The 17,882-nt window shown below is 62.8% G+C and carries 17 protein-coding genes; 3 read left to right on the top strand and 14 right to left on the bottom strand.

Annotated features, from left to right (window positions below):
* Positions 1-29 precede the first annotated feature (29 nt).
* Complete coding sequence (locus P3C39_RS25440; RefSeq protein WP_275954523.1) at positions 30-839, bottom strand: helix-turn-helix transcriptional regulator; 810 nt, start codon at positions 837-839, stop codon at positions 30-32.
* 137 nt (positions 840-976) lie between these two features.
* Between P3C39_RS25440 and P3C39_RS25445 the strand changes: the two genes are divergently transcribed.
* Positions 977-1,897, top strand: a complete 921-nt coding sequence (locus tag P3C39_RS25445) for a zinc-binding dehydrogenase (RefSeq protein WP_275954524.1) — start codon at positions 977-979, stop codon at positions 1,895-1,897.
* 13 nt (positions 1,898-1,910) lie between these two features.
* On the opposite strand, the gene P3C39_RS25450 is transcribed toward P3C39_RS25445, so the two are convergent.
* Positions 1,911-2,663: an SDR family oxidoreductase gene (locus P3C39_RS25450; protein WP_013529556.1), complete on the bottom strand. Its 753-nt coding sequence runs from the start codon at positions 2,661-2,663 to the stop codon at positions 1,911-1,913.
* Between the two features lie 161 nt (positions 2,664-2,824).
* On the opposite strand from P3C39_RS25450, the gene P3C39_RS25455 reads away from it, so the two are divergent.
* Positions 2,825-3,190, top strand: coding sequence for a nuclear transport factor 2 family protein (locus P3C39_RS25455; RefSeq protein WP_027161316.1), 366 nt, complete (start codon positions 2,825-2,827; stop codon positions 3,188-3,190).
* Between the two features lie 9 nt (positions 3,191-3,199).
* Here the strand turns inward: P3C39_RS25455 and P3C39_RS25460 are convergent, their stop codons facing one another.
* The 7 genes from P3C39_RS25460 to P3C39_RS25490 all read right to left on the bottom strand — a co-directional run bounded on the left by P3C39_RS25460 (position 3,200) and on the right by P3C39_RS25490 (position 9,541).
* A complete protein-coding gene (locus tag P3C39_RS25460) occupies positions 3,200-5,467 on the bottom strand; it encodes a transglycosylase domain-containing protein (RefSeq protein WP_063173098.1) in 2,268 nt (755 codons plus the stop codon).
* Positions 5,468-5,636: 169 nt separating this feature from the next.
* Complete coding sequence (locus P3C39_RS25465; protein ID WP_275954525.1) at positions 5,637-6,551, bottom strand: hypothetical protein; 915 nt, start codon at positions 6,549-6,551, stop codon at positions 5,637-5,639.
* Between the two features lie 18 nt (positions 6,552-6,569).
* On the bottom strand, positions 6,570-6,716 hold the full coding sequence (locus P3C39_RS25470) for a hypothetical protein (RefSeq protein ID WP_275954526.1): 147 nt from the start codon (positions 6,714-6,716) through the stop codon (positions 6,570-6,572).
* 25 nt (positions 6,717-6,741) lie between these two features.
* Complete coding sequence (locus P3C39_RS25475; protein ID WP_013529551.1) at positions 6,742-6,996, bottom strand: GlsB/YeaQ/YmgE family stress response membrane protein; 255 nt, start codon at positions 6,994-6,996, stop codon at positions 6,742-6,744.
* 110 nt (positions 6,997-7,106) lie between these two features.
* A complete protein-coding gene (locus P3C39_RS25480; protein ID WP_013529550.1) occupies positions 7,107-7,310 on the bottom strand; it encodes a hypothetical protein in 204 nt (67 codons plus the stop codon).
* A 100-nt stretch (positions 7,311-7,410) separates the two neighbouring features.
* Positions 7,411-8,031, bottom strand: coding sequence for a ribonuclease D (locus tag P3C39_RS25485; RefSeq protein ID WP_013529549.1), 621 nt, complete (start codon positions 8,029-8,031; stop codon positions 7,411-7,413).
* 124 nt (positions 8,032-8,155) lie between these two features.
* Entirely contained in the window at positions 8,156-9,541 is a 1,386-nt protein-coding gene (locus P3C39_RS25490) for a M20/M25/M40 family metallo-hydrolase (protein WP_275954527.1), read from the bottom strand.
* 416 nt (positions 9,542-9,957) lie between these two features.
* Here P3C39_RS25490 and polA point away from each other — a divergent pair, with 416 nt between their 5' ends.
* On the top strand, positions 9,958-12,909 hold the full coding sequence (gene polA, locus P3C39_RS25495; RefSeq protein ID WP_063173101.1) for a DNA polymerase I: 2,952 nt from the start codon (positions 9,958-9,960) through the stop codon (positions 12,907-12,909).
* A gap of 152 nt (positions 12,910-13,061) precedes the next feature.
* On the opposite strand, the gene P3C39_RS25500 is transcribed toward polA, so the two are convergent.
* The 5 genes from P3C39_RS25500 to ugpC all read right to left on the bottom strand — a co-directional run bounded on the left by P3C39_RS25500 (position 13,062) and on the right by ugpC (position 17,879).
* Positions 13,062-13,466 carry a Fur family transcriptional regulator gene (locus tag P3C39_RS25500; RefSeq protein ID WP_013529546.1) on the bottom strand — a complete coding sequence of 135 codons (405 nt, stop codon included), beginning with the start codon at positions 13,464-13,466 and terminating at the stop codon, positions 13,062-13,064.
* 194 nt (positions 13,467-13,660) lie between these two features.
* Positions 13,661-14,707 carry an L-glyceraldehyde 3-phosphate reductase gene (gene mgrA / locus P3C39_RS25505; protein ID WP_275954528.1) on the bottom strand — a complete coding sequence of 349 codons (1,047 nt, stop codon included), beginning with the start codon at positions 14,705-14,707 and terminating at the stop codon, positions 13,661-13,663.
* A 120-nt stretch (positions 14,708-14,827) separates the two neighbouring features.
* Complete coding sequence (locus P3C39_RS25510) at positions 14,828-15,970, bottom strand: Gfo/Idh/MocA family oxidoreductase (RefSeq protein ID WP_013529544.1); 1,143 nt, start codon at positions 15,968-15,970, stop codon at positions 14,828-14,830.
* Positions 15,971-15,981: 11 nt separating this feature from the next.
* Positions 15,982-16,728 carry a sugar phosphate isomerase/epimerase gene (locus P3C39_RS25515; RefSeq protein ID WP_275954529.1) on the bottom strand — a complete coding sequence of 249 codons (747 nt, stop codon included), beginning with the start codon at positions 16,726-16,728 and terminating at the stop codon, positions 15,982-15,984.
* A gap of 53 nt (positions 16,729-16,781) precedes the next feature.
* Positions 16,782-17,879, bottom strand: a complete 1,098-nt coding sequence (gene ugpC, locus P3C39_RS25520) for a sn-glycerol-3-phosphate ABC transporter ATP-binding protein UgpC (RefSeq protein WP_027161308.1) — start codon at positions 17,877-17,879, stop codon at positions 16,782-16,784.
* Between the last annotated feature and the right edge of the window lie 3 nt (positions 17,880-17,882).

Genomic DNA, 17,882 nt, shown 5'->3' on the forward strand with positions numbered 1-17,882 from the left:
ATCGGCTCGACCACCCTTTCAAGCGAGCATCACGCCACGAATGCAGAGCCGCCATTTTGCGCGATACTGCTGAGGTATTTGGCGGGCGGCTTCCCAAGCGCCTTCTTGAACATGGTGATGAAGGCCGTAACGGAACCATAGCCGAGATCGCCCGAGACCTGCTGGACACTCTTGCCGGAAGCCAGTTCCCGAATTGCAACGATCAAGTGCAATTGCTGGCGCCAGCGCCCGAAACTCAGCCCCGTCTCCTTTGCCACAAGGCGGGCGAGGCTGCTCTCGCTGAGCGCGATGCGGTTGGCCCATTCCGCCAGTGTGCTGCGGTCGGCAGGGTCTTGCGCCAACGCTTCGGCGATCCTGTTCAAGCGTGGCTCGGACGAGATCGGCAGGTGCAATTGCTGGACAGGCATGCGTGGCAATTCGGTGAGCAGCATCTTGGTCAAGAGTTCGCCCCTCGCCCCGTCATCCTCCACCCGATCGGAAAGCTCGATGATCAATTCGCGCAGCAGGGGCGAGATTGAAAGCGTGCAGCACCGCTCCGGCAGATCGGCGGCTCCCGGCTCTATGTAGACGAAGAAAATCCGGGCGTTGGCGGTTGCGACATTGCTGTGCTCCATGCCGCCGGGGATCCACACCCCGCAATGCGGCGGCACCATCCATAGACCGCTTGGAACGCGGCATGTGACGCCGCCGCCGAGTGCGAAGACGAGTTGGCCTTTGCGGTGCCGATGGGCGGGGACTTCCGCTCTGGTGTCGGGGATGTCGACGCGCACGGCAATCGCCGGCGCGGCAGGGTCATCCACATCGAGATCGAGCCAGGGGTAGCTGAGGGGTTGTCTCATGGTTGACTGTTATTAGCGATTAAACGCCATGATAGCTAAATTCTTTAACAGCGAAAGTCGATAAGCTCCGGCTCGTACTCAGCTTGCCGTGCTTTCCACAGCAAGCTGGCACCGACAAGCCAGCAACAAGGTACGCCATGCTCGCCCTGGTCATCTCTCCCGAAAGCGCGACCGGGTTGAGGCTCACCGACATCGCCGAGCCTCAACCGGCTTCGAACGAAGCGCTTGTCTCTGTCCACGCAACTTCGTTGAACCGGGGCGAACTGCGCCTGCTTGCCATACGCCCCGAGGGCTGGATACCCGGCCAGGACATCGCGGGGATTGTCGAACGAAGAGCGGCCGATGGTTCCGGGCCAGCCGTCGGCGCCCGGGTTGTTGCTTTGGTCGACGAGGCCGGTTGGGCCGAACGCATCGCAGTCCCAATCGACCGTCTCGCCGTCCTGCCGGATGACGTCAGTTTCGTTTCCGCAGCCACGCTTCCTGTCGCCGGTACGACGGCACTAAGGACTCTACGCCATGGCGGCGACCTCGCCGGCCAGCAGGTCTTGATCACGGGTGCAAGCGGAGCGGTCGGCCGTTTTCAGATCCAGATCGCCCGCGAGCAAGGCGCCTCGGTGACGGCAATCGCCGCGGCCCGGCATGCCGACGATCTCCGCGGCCTCGGAGCCCGGCAGGTTGTCGAAGCGATCGATCTGGCCGAGGGGCCGTTCTCGCTGATCACCGAGTCGGTCGGCGGCCAAAGCCTCGCACGCGCGATCGAACGTATCGCACCTGGCGGGACCATCGTCATGTTCGGTTCGAGCAGCGGCGAGCTGACGCCCGTCGGATTCCGCCAGTTCGTTCCGGATCATGAAGGGGCAAGGCTTCAGACTTTTGCGTACTACACGTCTGGTCCAGGCATCGGCGAGGACATCGCCTCACTGCTCGCTCTGGTCGCAGCCGGCCGGCTCGAAACGCGCGTGGCCTTGACGGCGCCGTGGACAGACGTCGCTCAAGCGCTGGACGCACTGCGACAGCGCAGCTTCAGCGGCAAGGCTGTTCTCACCATAACAGGATGAGCATCCTGTTTTGTCACACGTGCTGGCCGCCATTGATGTGGATTTCCGAGCCAGTCACATACGACGCCTGCTGCGAGCACAGGAAAAAGATGATGTCGGCGACTTCGGCCGTGGTGCCAAGGCGCCTGAGAGGAATGGTCTCGACGATCTTGTCCGTGCCCGGCGACAGGATCGCGGTATCGATTTCGCCCGGCGCAATCGCGTTGACCCGGATGCCGTGCGGACCGAAATCATGCGCCATCTCGCGCGTCAGCGAGCCGAGTGCCGCCTTCGATGTCGCGTAGGCCGTGCCGGCGAAAGGATGCACGCGGGTTCCGGCGATCGAGGTTACGTTGACGATCGAGCCCTTGGCCGCCGCCAGTTCCTTGAACAGCCCGCGCGCCAGCATGATCGGCGCGAAGAAATTGACCTGGAACACGTCGCGCCAGACATGCATCGGCGTGTCGATCGAATTCATGCGGCTGTTGCCGTCCTTGAGCTTCGGCGAAATGCCGGCATTGTTGACCAGCGCATGCAACTGGCCGCCATGCGCTTCCAGCCGGTGGCGAATTTCGGAGACGGCGATGCCGACATCCTCCTGATCGGCGAGATCGACCTTGATGTGGTCTTCCGGCCCGGCCGGCCACGGGCAGTCCTCGGCGAAAGCCTGCCTGGAGCAGGTGATGACGCGCCAGCCCTCGCGCGAAAAACGCTTGACGGTGGCGTGGCCGATGCCGCGGCTGGCGCCGGTCAGCACGATGGTCTTTCGGGTGTCGAGTTCAGTCATTTCAGGTCTCCAGCCGGCAGATGTAGCCGAACGCCGCCGAGGTGGCGAGAGGCCGAAATGTCACCATTCACCTCAAAGGAGGAACCGGGAAGCCGGCTCGCCGTTGGTCCTTGAATGCGGAAAGGGCGCGGGGTTCTGAATCAATCTATCAGGACAAAGCCATGACACAGACAGCACCCCTCGACATCGCCACTGCCTTCACCAAAGCGTGGACAGGACACGACCTCGAAAAGGCAGCATCCTATGTCGCCGACGACGTCGTTTTTGATGGGCCGATGCAACAGTCGACTGGCAAGGCCCCCTACCTCGAGGGCCTGACCAAACTTTCACAGGATGTGACCGGTGTGCGCATGATCGCGGCCTTCGGAGACGACCACCAGGCGCTGCTTATGTATGACTTGATGACAGAGTCGTCCGGCGCGCTTTCCTGCGCCAAGCACCTCACCATCAGCGACGGCAAGATTCACAGCGACAAACTGACCTTTGACAGCAAGAAGCTGGGCAGCGCCAAACCAAAGGCGAATTAGCGGGTCTACTCAGCCGCCAAGGAGGTCGAGGATCGAGGTCTGCCGCTTCTTGCGCGGACCGCCGACGTCGCCTGGCGGCACCGGGTGCTTGATCGATGCGGTGGCGCCGTCATCCTCCGGCATGGAAAGGCCATCGGCATCGACGGTTTGGGCGGGACGGGCCGCGCGGACCGGCGCTGGTGCTTGGGCAACCGGCGCTGCTGGCCGCGCCGGTGCCTGCTGGCTGACCGACGTGGACGGAACCGGCGCCGTGTTGTTCGCCGAGGGTATCTCGTCGGGGACGATTGTGTCGGCCGGCGTCGATTTCCAGGTGCCGGGCAGCGGCCGCACCGGCACACCCTCGTGGGCCGCAACCATGAACTCGTGCCAGGCCTGCGCCGGCAGTGCGCCGCCGGTGACCTTCTTCATCGGGCTGCCATCATCATTGCCGAACCACACACCGGTGGTGAGGTTGGCGGTGTAGCCGACGAACCAGGCGTCGCGCGAATTCTGACTGGTGCCGGTCTTGCCGGCCGATGGCCAGGCGAAAGCCGCTTTCCGGGCAGTGCCGATCTCAACCGTGCCCGTCATCATCGAGTTCATCATGCCGACGATCTCAGGCTTGACGACGCGCGGCGCGCTGCCGCCGCCGCTGTCGTAAAGCACTTTGCCCTCGGTGGTCGTCACGCGCCGGATGAAATGGATGTCGGGCTTGTAGCCGCCATTGGCAAAGGGGACATAGGCCGATGTCAACTCCAGCGGCGTCACTTCCGAAGTGCCGAGCGCGATCGAGGTGTTGGCTGTCAGGTCGGACTGGATGCCCATGCGGTGCGCCGCCTCGACAACCGCGTTCGGCCCGACCTCCATGGTCAGCTGCGCTGCCACCGAATTCAGAGACTTGGCCAGCGCAGTGGCCAGCGTCACCTTGCCGAAATACTTGCCGCCGTAATTGTCGGGCGTCCAGTTGCCGATCTTGATCGGCGCATCGTTGCGGATGCTGTCGGGCGTGCGGCCGGCTTCAAGAGCGGCCATATAGACGAACGGCTTGAATGCCGAGCCCGGCTGGCGACGTGCCTCCGAAGCACGGTCGAACTGGCTGGTCGAATAGTCGTAGCCGCCGACCATGGCGCGCACCGCACCGGAATCGTCGATCGACACCAGGGCGCCCTGGCTGACGTTGAGTTTCTTGCCGCTGTCGTCGATCAGCCTGCGGATCGATTGCTCGGCGAGCTTCTGCAGGTTCAGGTCGACGGTGCTGTCGATGACGATATCGCCGCGTACGTCGCCGATCAGGTCGGGCAGTTCCTCCATGATGGTATCGGCGACGTAATTCTCCGAGCCGGTCCAATAGGAAGGCGCACGCGTTGCCGGCGCGCTCATCGCCGAGGTCAGTTCCTTGGCGCTGATCTTGCCCTCGTCGCGCATGGCGGCAAGCACCAGCTGCGAGCGTTCCTCGGCGGCCTTGGGATCGCGTGCCGGGGACAGCCGCGACGGCGCCTTCAGCAGGCCGGCAAGCAATGCGGCTTCCGACAGGGTGACGTCGCGCGCGCTCTTGCCGAAATAGCGGCGCGAGGCGGCTTCGACGCCATAGGCGCCAGAGCCGAAATAGACCCGGTTCAGGTACATTTCGAGGATCTGGTCCTTGGTGTGCTTGTGCTCCAGCCATAGCGCCAGCAGCACTTCCTGCACCTTGCGCTCCAGCGTGCGGTCGGGTGTCAGGAACAGGTTCTTGGCCAATTGCTGGGTCAGCGTCGAGCCACCCTGCGAGAAATGCCCGCCAAGCACATTGGTGACCATCGCGCGGGAAAGCCCGATCGGGTCGATGCCGAAATGCGAGTAGAAGCGCCGATCTTCGATGGCGATGACGGCTTCCGGGATATAGGGCGACATTTCGTGCAGGCCGACCGCCTCGCCGCCGCTCATGCCGCGATTGGCGAGCAATTGGCCATCTGCCGAGACGATCTTGATGTTGGGGGCGCGGTCGGGAATCGACCAGGTCGTCGCCGCCGGCATCTTGGCGCCGTAGTAGATGACGATGCCGGCCACGGCGATGCCGCCCCAGATGGCGAGCACGAAGCACCAGTAGAATAGCCGGCCGAGCACGCCGAACAGGCCGCGCCGGCTTCTGCCGCGCTTGACCCGCGACGATTTCCCTTTGGCCGGCTTGCGTTTTGCGGAGGCTTTGCGATTGCTCGGCACGACGCGATCCTCCTCGTTCACCGAAAGACCCGCCGAGGACCGCGCCTGCGGCGGCCCCTCGAAACTGGGTTCGATGCGACTGTCTCTGCGGTTCGCCATGCGCTGTGCTTGATGTCCCCGATGCCTATGGCGTTCGGGTTGAAGAGTAGATGCGGCGATTTAAGGGCGGGTTAAGTCGTGTTCGAATGCCGGCCTTGGGGTTGGGCAGCCAAAAAGGCCAGCGTCTGCTCTTTGCAGGTTACTGACACCACGCTGTTCGCTGTCTCGTTCAGATGGGCTCGAACTTCACATCCGGCTGGTCGGGACCGCCGGCTTGCCGCAACAGCGCGACAATGTGTTCGCCCCTGTCAACCGGCTGTCGCCTCCAGTTCGAGGCGTTCGTGACGTGCAGCCAGCCATCGACCATCATGAAAAAATCCTCGGATTGATCATGTCCGGCGCCGAAGCGAAGCGATTTGTTTTCAGCGAATCGAACCAGCGCCGGATCGATCGACCTGTAGAGCACAGGCCAGTTGCCGCCGCCGGAATCCATATGAAACTTGTAGCTCGGGGCGAAATCCAGCCGTCGCCGCAACAGGCTTCCGTCGAAAAAACAGAAGCCGGGCCACAGGAACCAGCCGCCTGGCGTCGGCGTGTCGCGCCGCACGCTGCCGTAGAGGCTTTTGCCCTCCATCCGGGCGCGGATCGAAAACGGTTCAGTCGGAAAGATGTCATGATCGATGAAGCCGAACAGCTTCGGCCCGAACCTGGGCAAGAAATTCCGCACGATCCAGTTGAGCGCTTGACCGTGCGATCTGCTGACGACCAGCCTGTTCTTCGGCAATGCGACATAGGGGACATGCTGGCGACGGCAGAGATCGCGGATTGCTTCCCTTGCCTCGCCCTTGTTGCTGTTGTCGAAAACGATGTAGCTTTCGTGCTCGGCCAGGTATCGGCGTACCAGGTGGATCTGCCATTCGATCATTTCGGGCCGGTTGAAGGCCACGGTGGCGACGACCGCATCGCGGAATACCTGCTCTTGCCCCTGCAATTCGCTGACCGGTGCGGATGTCCTCAGAAAGCGAAACACCCGCCAACGATAGCGCAGCAGCGCCTCGCGCCTTGGCGGTCTGTTCAGCCTCTCCCATTCCGCCACGGTGATCGGGGGCTGATCGACGTCTTCCGGGGCGTCAGAAGCAACCATGTCGCGCCCCCGCATGGCTTAGTTCTGCTGGATCGAAATGCCCTTGTCGTCGATCTTGAGCTCGACGCCCTTGGGTTTGGTCTGCTCGCGATAGACATAGATACCAAGCGCGATGACCACGACGACGAGCGCGCCGATGACGAGATTGAGCGTATTCTGTTTCATTGCGCGCTCTTTGCGTTGTCGAGCCTCAGGCTCGTTTCAGAACCTTGACCAGCACCAGCAGGATGATGGCGCCGATCGTGGCATGGATGATCGCGGCGAGAGTGCCGCCGCCGATGGAAAAGCCGATCCGCGGAAACAGCCAGCCGGCGATGAACGCACCGACGATGCCCACGATGATGTTGCCGATCAGGCCGAAGCCGAATCCGGAAACGATGAGACCGGCGAGCCAGCCGGCGATGGCACCGATGATGATGAAGACGAGCAGGCTTTCGACACCCATAGCGATTTCCTCCGAGCAAGAGGGCGACCGCGGACCGGAAAGCCCCGAATCGGCCTCGATATCAACGGCTTCAGGCTATTCGAAAGCAGCCGGCCTCACCAGCGGCGCGCTTATTGATCGTCGTCGTCGCTTGCGGCAGGGCGCCAGCTGGTCGGCTCGACCTTCTTTTGCGTGTGACTGTCGATATAGACCCACCAGCCGTCGTCGCGATATTGCGCGATGGATTCGTTGATGACGCCGTCGCTGTCCTTCCAGGTCACGGAGACCTTGGAGCCGTCTGTCGGCGCGGTCGCAATCGGCTTTCTGTCCGCCATGTCATTATCCCCAATTGCACCGACAAACTGAGCCGACAGAACGCGACGGCCTGTATCGGGTTCCAAACGGTCACCGGCCCGCGGAGCGCGCCAACGGCCCTCAGCTATGGGCGAAGATATCCTCTTCGTCCCAGCCCATCAGGTCAAGCTTGGCACGCGTCGGCAGGAAGCGGAAGCAGGCATCGGCCTCCTTGGTCCGCCCATCGCGCGCCAGCCGTCCGGCCAGTACATCGCGCAACCGGTGCAGATAGAGCACGTCGGAAGCCGCATATTCGAGCTGTTCGGGCGACAGCGTCTCGGCCGCCCAGTCCGACGATTGCTGCGCCTTGGACAGCCCGACGCCGAGAAGCTCGAAGCAGATGTCCTTGAGCCCGTGGCGGTCGGTATAGGTGCGGGTCAGCCGCGAGGCGATCTTGGTGCAGAACACCGGCTCCGGCATGACGCCGAACGCATTGTAGAGAACGGCAAGATCGAAGCGGCCGTAGTGGAACAGCTTGGTTACGCCACGGTTCCTCAGCAGGCTGACGAGGTTCGGCGCCTTCTTCTGGCCGGGCGCGATCTGGATGACGTCGGCGCTGCCGTCGCCGGGCGAAATCTGCACCACGCACAGCCGGTCGCGATGCGGATTGAGCCCGAGCGTTTCGGTGTCGATGGCCACTGCCCCGACATTGTAGTGCGAGAGGTCGGGCAGGTCGTTTTTATGGAAACGGATATCGGCCATTGTCTTCTCCGGTCGAGCCCTACAGTGCCCCCTGACCCGCAGGGGATGCTGCAGCGCTTTATCTTGTGGCCCGTCCTCGCCGCGATCGGCTGAAAAATCAACAGGAAAACAGGGGTTCCGCTGCTCAGCGCGTCAAGGCATCGAGAATCCGCGCCCAGGAGCGCTGGCCCTTGTGGAAGGAGCTGAGCTCGTATTTCTCGTTGGGCGAGTGGATGCGGTCGTCGTCGAGGCCGAACCCGACCAGCAGCGATTCCATGCCGAGATAGGTCTGGAAATCGCCGACAACCGGAATGGAGCCGCCGCTGCCCGTCGTAACCGCCGGCTTCGGCCATTCGTCGGACAGCGCATTCTTGGCCTTGGCCAGGAAGGGCGAGTCGTAGGAAAGCTGGATTGCCGGCGAGCCGCCATGCGGATGGAATTCGACGGAACAGTCGGCCGGAATGCGCTCCTTGACGAACTTCTGGAACGCGGCCCGGATTTTTTTCGGGTCCTGCTTGTGGACGAGGCGAAACGAGACCTTCGCCGAGGCTTCGGCCGCGATCACCGTCTTGAAGCCCTTACCGGTATAGCCGCCGATGATGCCGTTGAACTCGGCCGTCGGCCGCGCCCAGGTCAATTCCAGCACGGAGCGGCCCTTTTCGCCCGACGGGATCGACAGGCCGACCGGTCCCAGGAACGTCTCGGCAGTCTCGCCGAGCGTCTCCCATGATTTCAGGATCTGCGACGGCGTTTCCTCGACGCCATCATAGAAGCCGGGAATGGTGATGTGGCCGTCCTTGTCGTGGACATCGGCCAGCACCCTGGCCAGGATGCGGATCGGGTTGGCGGCGGCACCACCATAGAGGCCCGAATGCAGGTCGCGGTCGGCGGCCTTCACCGTGATCTCCTCACCCACCAGCCCGCGCAATCCGACGCAGATCGACGGCGTGTCGCGATCCCACATGCCGGTATCGCAGACCAGCGCGAAATCGGCCTTGAGTTCGTCGGCATTGGCCTCGAGAAACGGCTTCAGAGAAGGCGAACCGGATTCCTCTTCGCCCTCGAACAGGATGGTGATGCGGCAAGGCAGATTGCCATGCACCTGTTTCCAGGCGCGGCAAGCCTCGACGAAGGTCATCAACTGGCCCTTGTCGTCGGCCGACCCCCGACCGACGATCACCTTGTGGTCCGGCCCGACCTCCTTGACAGCAGGCGCGAACGGATCGCTTTCCCACAATTCGATCGGGTCGACCGGCTGAACGTCATAATGGCCGTAAAACAGCACATGCGGCGAACCGGCCGGGCCGTCATGGTGCGCAACCACCATCGGGTGGCCGGCCGTGTCGCGAACGCTGGCGTCGAAGCCGATCAGCTCGAGTTCGGCCACCAGCCATTCCGCCGCCTTGCGGCAGTCGGCGGCATAGGCTGGATCGGTGGAGATGGACTTGATCCTGAGCAAGCCGAACAGGCGCTCGAGGCTCTGGTCGAGATTCTTGTCGAGACGGTCGAGGACGGGGGAAACTGCGGACATATGTGAAGCCTTTCGATTCAGAACCGGAACCGTAAAGGCATGACGGGAAAACGAAAAGCCCGCGATCATTGGACCACGGGCTGCAAACATCTCTGCGAGGCAAAAAAAGACCGCCGTGGTGGAGGGGGAACCACGGCGGCCTTCTACTCGAAACGATGCGGCAGCCCGGAGAGGGGGGATAGGCTGCCGCAGGTGTCCGGGATAGGCGGGGGACGGGCCTTGCTCCGGACTCGGCGAAAACTGCCGATGACGTGTATTTGGGTCTCTGAACGTGGCGATTCAAGGGCACGAAAATTACAGTTTTGTAACATGGGCGTGAGCAGGGCGACGGCGATCTGTCAGGGTGTTGCCGGAACCGATAGTCGAGGCTGCCTTTGGCATGGACCAAGCCGCCGCGCCGCGCTATCCCTGCCGGCATGAAAAAAGGCGATCATCTCTTCCTTGTCGACGGCTCCGGCTACATCTTCCGTGCCTATCACGCGCTGCCGCCGCTGACCCGCAAATCCGACGGCCTGCCGGTCGGCGCCGTTTCCGGCTTCTGCAACATGCTGTGGAAGCTGATGCTCGACGCCCGCAATACCGATGTAGGCATCGTGCCGACGCATTTCGCCGTCATTTTCGACTATTCGTCAAAAACCTTCCGCAATGACCTCTACCCCGAATACAAGGCCAACCGCTCGGCACCGCCGGAAGATTTGATCCCGCAATTCGGCCTGATCCGCCAGGCGACCAGGGCGTTCAACCTGCCCTGCGTCGAGATCGAAGGCTACGAGGCTGACGATCTGATCGCCACCTATGCGAGGCTCGCCTGCGAAGCCGGAGGCGATACCACCATCATCTCCTCCGATAAGGATTTGATGCAGCTGGTTGGCGATACGGTCGCCATGTACGACCCGATGAAGGACCGCCAGATAGGCATTCCGGAGGTCATCGAGAAATGGGGCGTGCCGCCGGAGAAGATGGTCGACCTGCAGGCGCTGACCGGCGATTCGGTCGACAATGTGCCTGGTGTGCCCGGCATCGGGCCGAAGACGGCGGCGCAACTGCTCGAACAGTTCGGTGACCTGGACACGCTGCTGGCCCGGGCCGGCGAGATCAAACAGGACAAGCGCCGGGAATCGATCATCGCCAACGCCGACAAGGCGCGCATTTCTCGTCAGCTGGTGACGCTGATGAACGACGTACCGGTGACCGAGGGTCTGGAGGATTTCGTCCTGCACGCGCCCGACGGCCCGAAGCTGATCGGTTTCCTCAAGACCATGGAATTCACCTCGCTGACCCGCCGTGTCGCGGAAGCGACCAGCACCGAGGCCGGCGACGTCCAGGCCGTCGCGGTCACCGTCGAACGCGCCGATCATGCCCATGGCCCGGACGTTGGCGCCGGTTTGCCGCCGGCTGCCCGGAATGCGCCTGGCACTGAACCGGACGAAGCCGGCGGGACGGCGGAGACGTCAAAACAAGGCGATACCCCCTCCCTGCTCGCGGCACTAAGGCTTGAGCGCGCGGCCACCGGCAAGATCGATATTTCTGCCTATCATTGCATTCGCGATGTCTCGACCCTGAAAGCCTGGGTGGCTGAGGCACGGGAGGCTGGCATCGCCGCCTTCGACGTCAGGGCGACATCCGCCGATCCGATGCAGGCCGAACTGATCGGCATGGCTATCGCCACGGCTCCCGGACGCGCCGCCTACATTCCCTTCGCCCACATGAGCGGCAATGGCGACCTGCTCGGTGGTGGCGCGCTCGAAAACCAGATTCCGCTGCGCGAGGCGCTGGCGGTGCTGAAACCGCTGCTCGAAGACAGATCGGTTCTCAAGATCGCGCAGAACCTAAAATACGATCTTGTCATCATGAGCCGCTACGGCGTCGATGTCGCACCGTTCGACGACACCATGCTGATCTCCTACGTGCTCGATGCCGGTACGCCCCATGGTCACGGCATGGATGCGCTTGCCGAAAAGTGGCTCGGTCATACCCCTCTTCAGCTCAAGGACGTGACCGGCTCGGGCAAAAGCTCGGTCGGTTTCGATCAGGTCGACATCGACAAGGCGACGGCTCATGCCGCCGAAGACGCCGATGTGACGCTGCGGCTCTGGCTGGTGCTGAAACCGCGGCTTGCCGCCAAGGGCCTGGTGTCTGTCTACGAGCGGCTGGAGCGGCCGCTGGTGCCGGTGCTGGCGCGCATGGAACAGCGCGGCATCTCGGTCGACAGGCAGATCCTGTCGCGGCTCTCCGGCGAATTGGCGCAGGGCGCCGCTCGCCTCGAAGAGGAAATCTACCAGCTCATCGGCGAACGCATCAACATCGGTTCGCCAAAGCAGCTCGGCGACATCCTGTTCGGGCGCATGGGCCTGCCCGGCGGTTCGAAGACCAAGACCGGCCAGTGGTCGACCTCGGCGCAGCTTCTCGAAGATCTCGCTGCCGAAGGTCACGAACTGCCGCGCAAGATCGTCGACTGGCGCCAGCTGACCAAGCTGAAATCGACCTATACCGATGCGCTGCCCGGCTTCATCCACCCCGACACCAAGCGCGTCCACACCTCCTACGCGTTGGCCGCTACGACGACGGGACGCCTGTCATCCTCCGATCCGAACCTGCAGAACATCCCGGTGCGCACCGCCGAGGGCCGCAAGATCAGGACCGCCTTCATCACCGACAAGAGCCATCGGCTGGTCTCGGCCGACTACAGCCAGATCGAATTGCGGGTGCTCGCCCATGTCGCCGAGATCCCGCAACTGCGGCAGGCTTTCGCCGACGGCGCCGACATCCACGCCATCACCGCGTCGGAGATGTTCAACGTGCCGGTCGAAGGCATGCCCTCGGAGGTTCGCCGCCGCGCCAAGGCGATCAATTTCGGCATCATCTACGGCATTTCGGCCTTCGGTCTCGCCAACCAGCTGTCGATCCCGCGCGAGGAAGCCGGCAACTACATCAAGAAATATTTCGAGCGCTTCCCCGGCATCCGCGATTACATCGAGGAGACCAAGGCCTATGCCCGCGAGCACGGCTTTGTCGAAACGATCTTCGGCCGCCGCATCCATTACCCCGACATAAGATCGTCCAACCCCTCGCTCCGCGCCTTCAACGAACGCGCCTCGATCAATGCCCGCCTGCAAGGCACCGCCGCCGACATCATCCGCCGTGCCATGATCCGCATGGAGGAGGCGCTGGAAAAAGCAGGCCTTTCGGCACGCATGCTGCTGCAGGTGCATGACGAACTGATCTTCGAGACCGTCGAGGCGGAAGTCGAGGCGACGATCCCGGTCGTGCGTCATGTCATGGAAAACGCGGCGATGCCGGCGGTCTCGATGTCGGTGCCGCTGCATGTCGACGCGCGAGCCGCCAACAACTGGGACGAGGCGCATTAGCACCAACGCAAGGTGTGTTGAGATTCAGATCAGGCCGAGCCGAAAATGGTGGATTCCGAGAACCGGAGCGGAGCGTACTTTTCGTACGTGAGCACCGGAAGCGGCAGGAAGCCGCCATTTGCAGGCCGGCATCATCTGAATCTCAACTCACCTCAAGCCGCCTCAGCCAAACACTTGGCACATGTCCCGCGAAACTCGATCACCGCCTTCTTGGCGGCGAAGCCGGTGGAGCGCACCCATTCGTCCAAGCTGTGGCCGACATCGTGGTCGGACATCTCGGTGACCTGCCCGCATGTGTCGCAAATGGCGAAGGCAGTCATCGAATGGCTGTGGTCATGCGGCTCGGCGCAGGCGACGAAGGAATTGATGCTTTCAAGCCGATGCACGAAACCTGACTTCACCAGCGTGTCGAGCGCGCGATAGACCTGGAGCGGTGCGCGAAAACCGCGCTCGCGCAATTGGTCGAGCAAGGTGTAGGCACTGAGCGGTCCGCTGGCGGTCTCGAGTTTCTCGAGCACGCACAGCTGGTTTTTCGTCAGCACATCCCTTGCCGCCATGATCCTGTTTCCAACTCGCCTTGCGTCGCTTGCGCCGCGCACAAACGATCCATGTCCCACCCAGATAGCGACGAACAGGCATTTTTGCTACTGTTTCCAGCATTCTGCCCGCAAGGCGGCCGAGAACATCGATCGGAGCGGGGCAACAGGCAGGTTGCCCGCCGTTTTTCGCTTTGCCGGCTTATCGAGCGGACCTATTTCCTCGGCGGGCCTTTGCGCTCGGCAGAAGCCGCCCACAGATTGATGTCGGATTCGCGCGCGTAGGTGTCGATCTCGGCGAGTTCGGCATCGCTGAAGTCGAGCGCCTTGAGCGCGCCGACGCAGTCCTCGACCTGCTCCGGCCGGCTGGCGCCGATCAGTGCCGAGGTCACCCTGCCCTTGCGCAGCACCCAGGCCAGCGCCATCTGCGCCAGCGTCTGTCCGCGCCTGCCGGCGATGGCGTCGAGCGCCTTGATGTTGGCGATGGTCTTGTCGTTGATGAAGGCTGTCTTCAGCGACTTGCCCTGCGACGCACGGCTGCCGTCCGGAATGCCGCCGAGATACTTGTCCGTCAGCATGCCTTGCGCCAGCGGCGAGAACACGATGGAGCCAACGCCGAGCCCTTCGAGCGTGTCGAGCAGGCCGTCTTCCTCCACCCAGCGGTTCAGCATCGAATAGCTCGGCTGGTGGATGACGCAAGGCGTGCCAAGCTGCTTCAAGATATCGGCCGCCTCGCGCGTGCGCTGCGAATTGTAGGACGAGATGCCGGCATAGAGCGCCTTGCCCGAGCGCACGGCATGGTCGAGCGCACCCATCGTTTCTTCCAGCGGCGTGTCGGGATCGAAACGGTGCGAATAGAAGATATCGACATAGTCGAGCCCCATCCGCTTGAGGCTCTGGTCGAGGCTGGCCAGAATGTATTTGCGCCCACCCCATTCGCCGTAGGGCCCGGCCCACATCTGGTAACCGGCCTTGGTCGAGATGATCAGTTCGTCGCGGTAGGCAGCGAAGTCGGTGCGCAGGATCTCACCGAAGGCGGTTTCGGCAGAACCGGGCGGCGGACCGTAATTGTTGGCGAGGTCGAAATGCGTGATGCCGAGGTCGAAGGCCTTGCGCGCGATCGCCTGCTTGGTCTTGTGCGGCGTGTCGGTGCCGAAATTGTGCCACAGGCCCAGCGAGATCGCCGGCAGCTTCAGGCCGGAGCGGCCACAGCGGTTGTAGACCATTTTCTCGTAACGGTTTTCGGCGGGCGTGTAGGGCATCGGAAAATCCTCGAATGGAAACGAGCCGGTCGGCTGCATCGTCACAACGCGGCGAGTTGGCTCTGCCCCCACCCTTACCCTCTCTCCGTCGAAACGGGGAGAGGGTTGAGGTGTGCTGCCCTATTTCTTCTTCGCCAAAAGCGCCTTGGCTTCCTTGACGCCAAGTGCGGCCGGCCGTTCGCAGGTGGTCTGCATGGCGACGAACTTGCCGGTTTCGCCGGAACGCAGCAGGCCGGTCATCACGTCGACGGCGTGCAGCGCCAGCTCCATCGAACAGCGGTGCGGCCGACCTTCCGCGATCGCCACCGCCATATCGGCAAGGCCTGACGTGCGGTAGTTGGCCATCATGCCTTGCGAATGCATCTCGTTGGGCACGCCGAACGGATGCGGCCAGTTCGGCAGCTTCTTGACCGGCTTGGCCGCGACGGTGAAGCGAACGTCACCACCGAAGAAGTTCGGGTCCGGCACAAACACCGTACCCGCCTCGCCATAAAGCTCCATCGGCGCGTGGCCGTGGGCCCAGACGTCCCAGCTGGTGTTGAGCGTGATAACGGCGCCGTTCTCGAACTCCAGCAGCCCGTGGATGGTTGTCGGCGTGTTGACCGGTATCTTTTCACCCGCGCGCGGCTTTGAACTGATCGTGCGCTCCTTGGCCGGCGTCGTCGCGAAGGCCGCGACCTGCTTCACCGGCCCGATCAGCTGGATCAGATTGGTGATGTAATATGGTCCGATGTCGAGCACCGGCCCCGCGCCTGGCTGGAAAAAGAAATCCGGATTGGGGTGCCAGTGCTCCATGCCGTGGCCCATGACATGGCACGTGCCACTCGTGACCTTACCAAGCTTGCCGGTGTCGATCAGGTTGCGCACCAATTGATGCGCGCCGCCGAGGAAAGTGTCTGGCGCCGAGCCGATGCGCAGACCCTTTTTCTCCGCCCGCTTCTTAAGGTCGAGCCCTTCCTTGACCGACAGCACGAACGGCTTTTCCGAATAGACGTGCTTGCCGGCGTCGAGGATCTGCTTTGACACCTCATAGTGCACCGCCGGGATGGTCAGATTGACGATGATGTCGATGTCGTCGGCCTTGAGCAGGTCTTCGACGGTTTCGGCGCGCAGCTTGAACTCCTTCGCCCGCGCCTTGGCCGCCTCCATGTTGATGTCGGCGCAGGCACGCATTTCAATGCCGCGAAACAGCGGCGCCAGCGAAAAATACGCCTTCGAGATGTTGCCGCAGCCGATGACGCCGATGCCAAGTTTCTTTGCCATGCTGATTGCTCCTAATAGGTTTTGGCGGCTGCGATGGAGCGGCGGGCGAAACGCTCGATGTCGTTGGGGTTGTCCTGTTCCATGACGTAGTATTGGGCAGCACTCCTGGCACGCAACACCTTGATCAGGCCGGCCCAGTCGATGGTGCCATGGCCGACATCCGACCAGCCATCCTCATCCAGCCCCTCGCCGGGCTTGGCCATGTCCTTGACGTGGACGGCGCTGATGCGCTTGCCGTGTTTCTCGATCCACGGCAGCGGATCATCGCCGCCGCGCACCACCCAGGCAACGTCCATCTCCCAGCTGACATCGGGCGCGGATGAGAGGATGTGGTCCTGCGGCACCGATCCGTCGGCAAGTTTCTTGAACTCGAAATCATGATTGTGCCAGGCAAAGCCGTAGCCGGCCTTTTTCGCGGCATCACCGACCTTGGCCAGGCGTTCGCCGAAACCACGCCAGCCGGCCACGTCGGATGGCCGCTGGTCGGGCATCAGGAAAGGGCAGATGAGCAGCGTGATACCGAGTGCGTCGGCGGTTTTGCGCACGCCGTCAAAATCGTTCTCGAGCGCGTCGATCGAGAAATGCCCAGTCGGCATGGCAAGCCCGTTCCTGTCGAGCTCGGCACGGAATGCGCCGGGATCATCATAGACGCCGCCGAAACCTTCGACCTGGGCGTAGCCGAGCTTGCCGAGCATGGCGAGCACACCGTCCCAGGGTTGGAAATTGCGGGCGCTGTAAAGTTGGAATGACCAATTCATCGTCTCTGTCCGTTTTGCTTGGGGATCGTCGTTGGAAGGTTGGTTCTCGGAAGCTAGATGCGTGTGCCGGTTGCGGTGTCGAAAAGCGAGGCGCGCATCGGATCGAAGCCAAGCGTCACCGCCTCGTCGTTCTTGGGCGTGCGTTCCGAGGTCACTCGGACGCTGAAATTCTGCTGGGCAAGTTTCAGCCAGACCAGCGTGTCGGAGCCCATGGGTTCGACCACCTCGACATTGGCGGCCATCGAGAACGGCCAGCCGGTGCCGCTGTTCAGGCTGACATGCTCGGGCCTGATACCGAATGTGACGGGGCCGGGAGCCGGAGGCTTGGCAAAGTCGTAAGTGCCGAGCGGGATCTTGATATCCCCGGCCGCGAACCGCCAGCCGCCGTCGGCGTCTTCCAGGTGGCCATCGACGAAGTTCATTGCGGGCGAACCGAGAAAGCCGGCGACGAAGCGGTTGACCGGACGGTTGTAGATGGTCTGCGGCGCATCGAGCTGCTGGATGACGCCGCCCTTCATCACCGCGATGCGGTCGGCCAGCGTCATCGCCTCGATCTGGTCGTGGGTGACGTAGATCATGGTGTTCTGCAGCTTGCGATGCAGCAGCTTGATCTCGACGCGCAGTTCGGCGCGCAGCTTGGCATCGAGATTGGACAGCGGCTCGTCGAACAGGAACACGTCGACATCGCGCACCAGCGCCCGTCCGATGGCGACGCGCTGGCGCTGGCCGCCGGAAAGTGCGGCCGGCTTACGCTGCAGCAGCGGTTCGATCTGCAGGATTTCAGCCGCCCGCGTGATCCGCTTGGCGATCTCTTCTTTTGGCGTGCCGGCGACACGCAGCCCGAACGAAAGGTTCTTCTCCACCGTCATTTGCGGATAGAGCGCATAGGACTGGAACACCATGCCGATGCCGCGGTCCTTGGGCTCTTCCCAGGTGACGTTCTTGCCCTTGATGAAGATGCGGCCTTCGGAAACGTCGAGCAGGCCGGCAATGCAATTGAGCAAGGTCGACTTGCCGCAGCCGGACGGCCCGAGCAACACGATGAACTCGCCATCGGCGACATCCAGATTGAGCGTCTCCAGGACGGTCACCGCGCCGAAATTCAGCGACAGGTCCTGGATCGAAACGCTGGTATCGTTGGCTGCCGTCATCGC

The organism is Mesorhizobium sp. XAP4 (assembly GCF_029269325.1).
In the GTDB taxonomy this organism is placed as follows: Bacteria; Pseudomonadota; Alphaproteobacteria; order Rhizobiales; family Rhizobiaceae; genus Mesorhizobium; species Mesorhizobium ciceri.

Excerpts from the sequence above, each read along its gene's own strand:
- P3C39_RS25460 (WP_063173098.1), bottom strand. The coding sequence starts at position 5,467 with ATGGCGAACCGCAGAGACAGTCGCATCGAACCCAGTTTCGAGGGGCCG.
- P3C39_RS25440 (WP_275954523.1), bottom strand. The coding sequence starts at position 839 with ATGAGACAACCCCTCAGCTACCCCTGGCTCGATCTCGATGTGGATGAC.
- P3C39_RS25450 (WP_013529556.1), bottom strand. The coding sequence starts at position 2,663 with ATGACTGAACTCGACACCCGAAAGACCATCGTGCTGACCGGCGCCAGC.
- P3C39_RS25500 (WP_013529546.1), bottom strand. The coding sequence starts at position 13,466 with ATGGCGGCAAGGGATGTGCTGACGAAAAACCAGCTGTGCGTGCTCGAG.
- P3C39_RS25470 (WP_275954526.1), bottom strand. The coding sequence starts at position 6,716 with ATGAAACAGAATACGCTCAATCTCGTCATCGGCGCGCTCGTCGTCGTG.
- mgrA (WP_275954528.1), bottom strand. The coding sequence starts at position 14,707 with ATGCCCTACACGCCCGCCGAAAACCGTTACGAGAAAATGGTCTACAAC.
- P3C39_RS25485 (WP_013529549.1), bottom strand. The coding sequence starts at position 8,031 with ATGGCCGATATCCGTTTCCATAAAAACGACCTGCCCGACCTCTCGCAC.
- P3C39_RS25510 (WP_013529544.1), bottom strand. The coding sequence starts at position 15,970 with ATGGCAAAGAAACTTGGCATCGGCGTCATCGGCTGCGGCAACATCTCG.
- P3C39_RS25490 (WP_275954527.1), bottom strand. The coding sequence starts at position 9,541 with ATGTCCGCAGTTTCCCCCGTCCTCGACCGTCTCGACAAGAATCTCGAC.
- polA (WP_063173101.1), top strand. The coding sequence starts at position 9,958 with ATGAAAAAAGGCGATCATCTCTTCCTTGTCGACGGCTCCGGCTACATC.
- ugpC (WP_027161308.1), bottom strand. The coding sequence starts at position 17,879 with ATGACGGCAGCCAACGATACCAGCGTTTCGATCCAGGACCTGTCGCTG.
- P3C39_RS25480 (WP_013529550.1), bottom strand. The coding sequence starts at position 7,310 with ATGGCGGACAGAAAGCCGATTGCGACCGCGCCGACAGACGGCTCCAAG.
- P3C39_RS25445 (WP_275954524.1), top strand. The coding sequence starts at position 977 with ATGCTCGCCCTGGTCATCTCTCCCGAAAGCGCGACCGGGTTGAGGCTC.
- P3C39_RS25465 (WP_275954525.1), bottom strand. The coding sequence starts at position 6,551 with ATGGTTGCTTCTGACGCCCCGGAAGACGTCGATCAGCCCCCGATCACC.
- P3C39_RS25455 (WP_027161316.1), top strand. The coding sequence starts at position 2,825 with ATGACACAGACAGCACCCCTCGACATCGCCACTGCCTTCACCAAAGCG.
- P3C39_RS25475 (WP_013529551.1), bottom strand. The coding sequence starts at position 6,996 with ATGGGTGTCGAAAGCCTGCTCGTCTTCATCATCATCGGTGCCATCGCC.
- P3C39_RS25515 (WP_275954529.1), bottom strand. The coding sequence starts at position 16,728 with ATGAATTGGTCATTCCAACTTTACAGCGCCCGCAATTTCCAACCCTGG.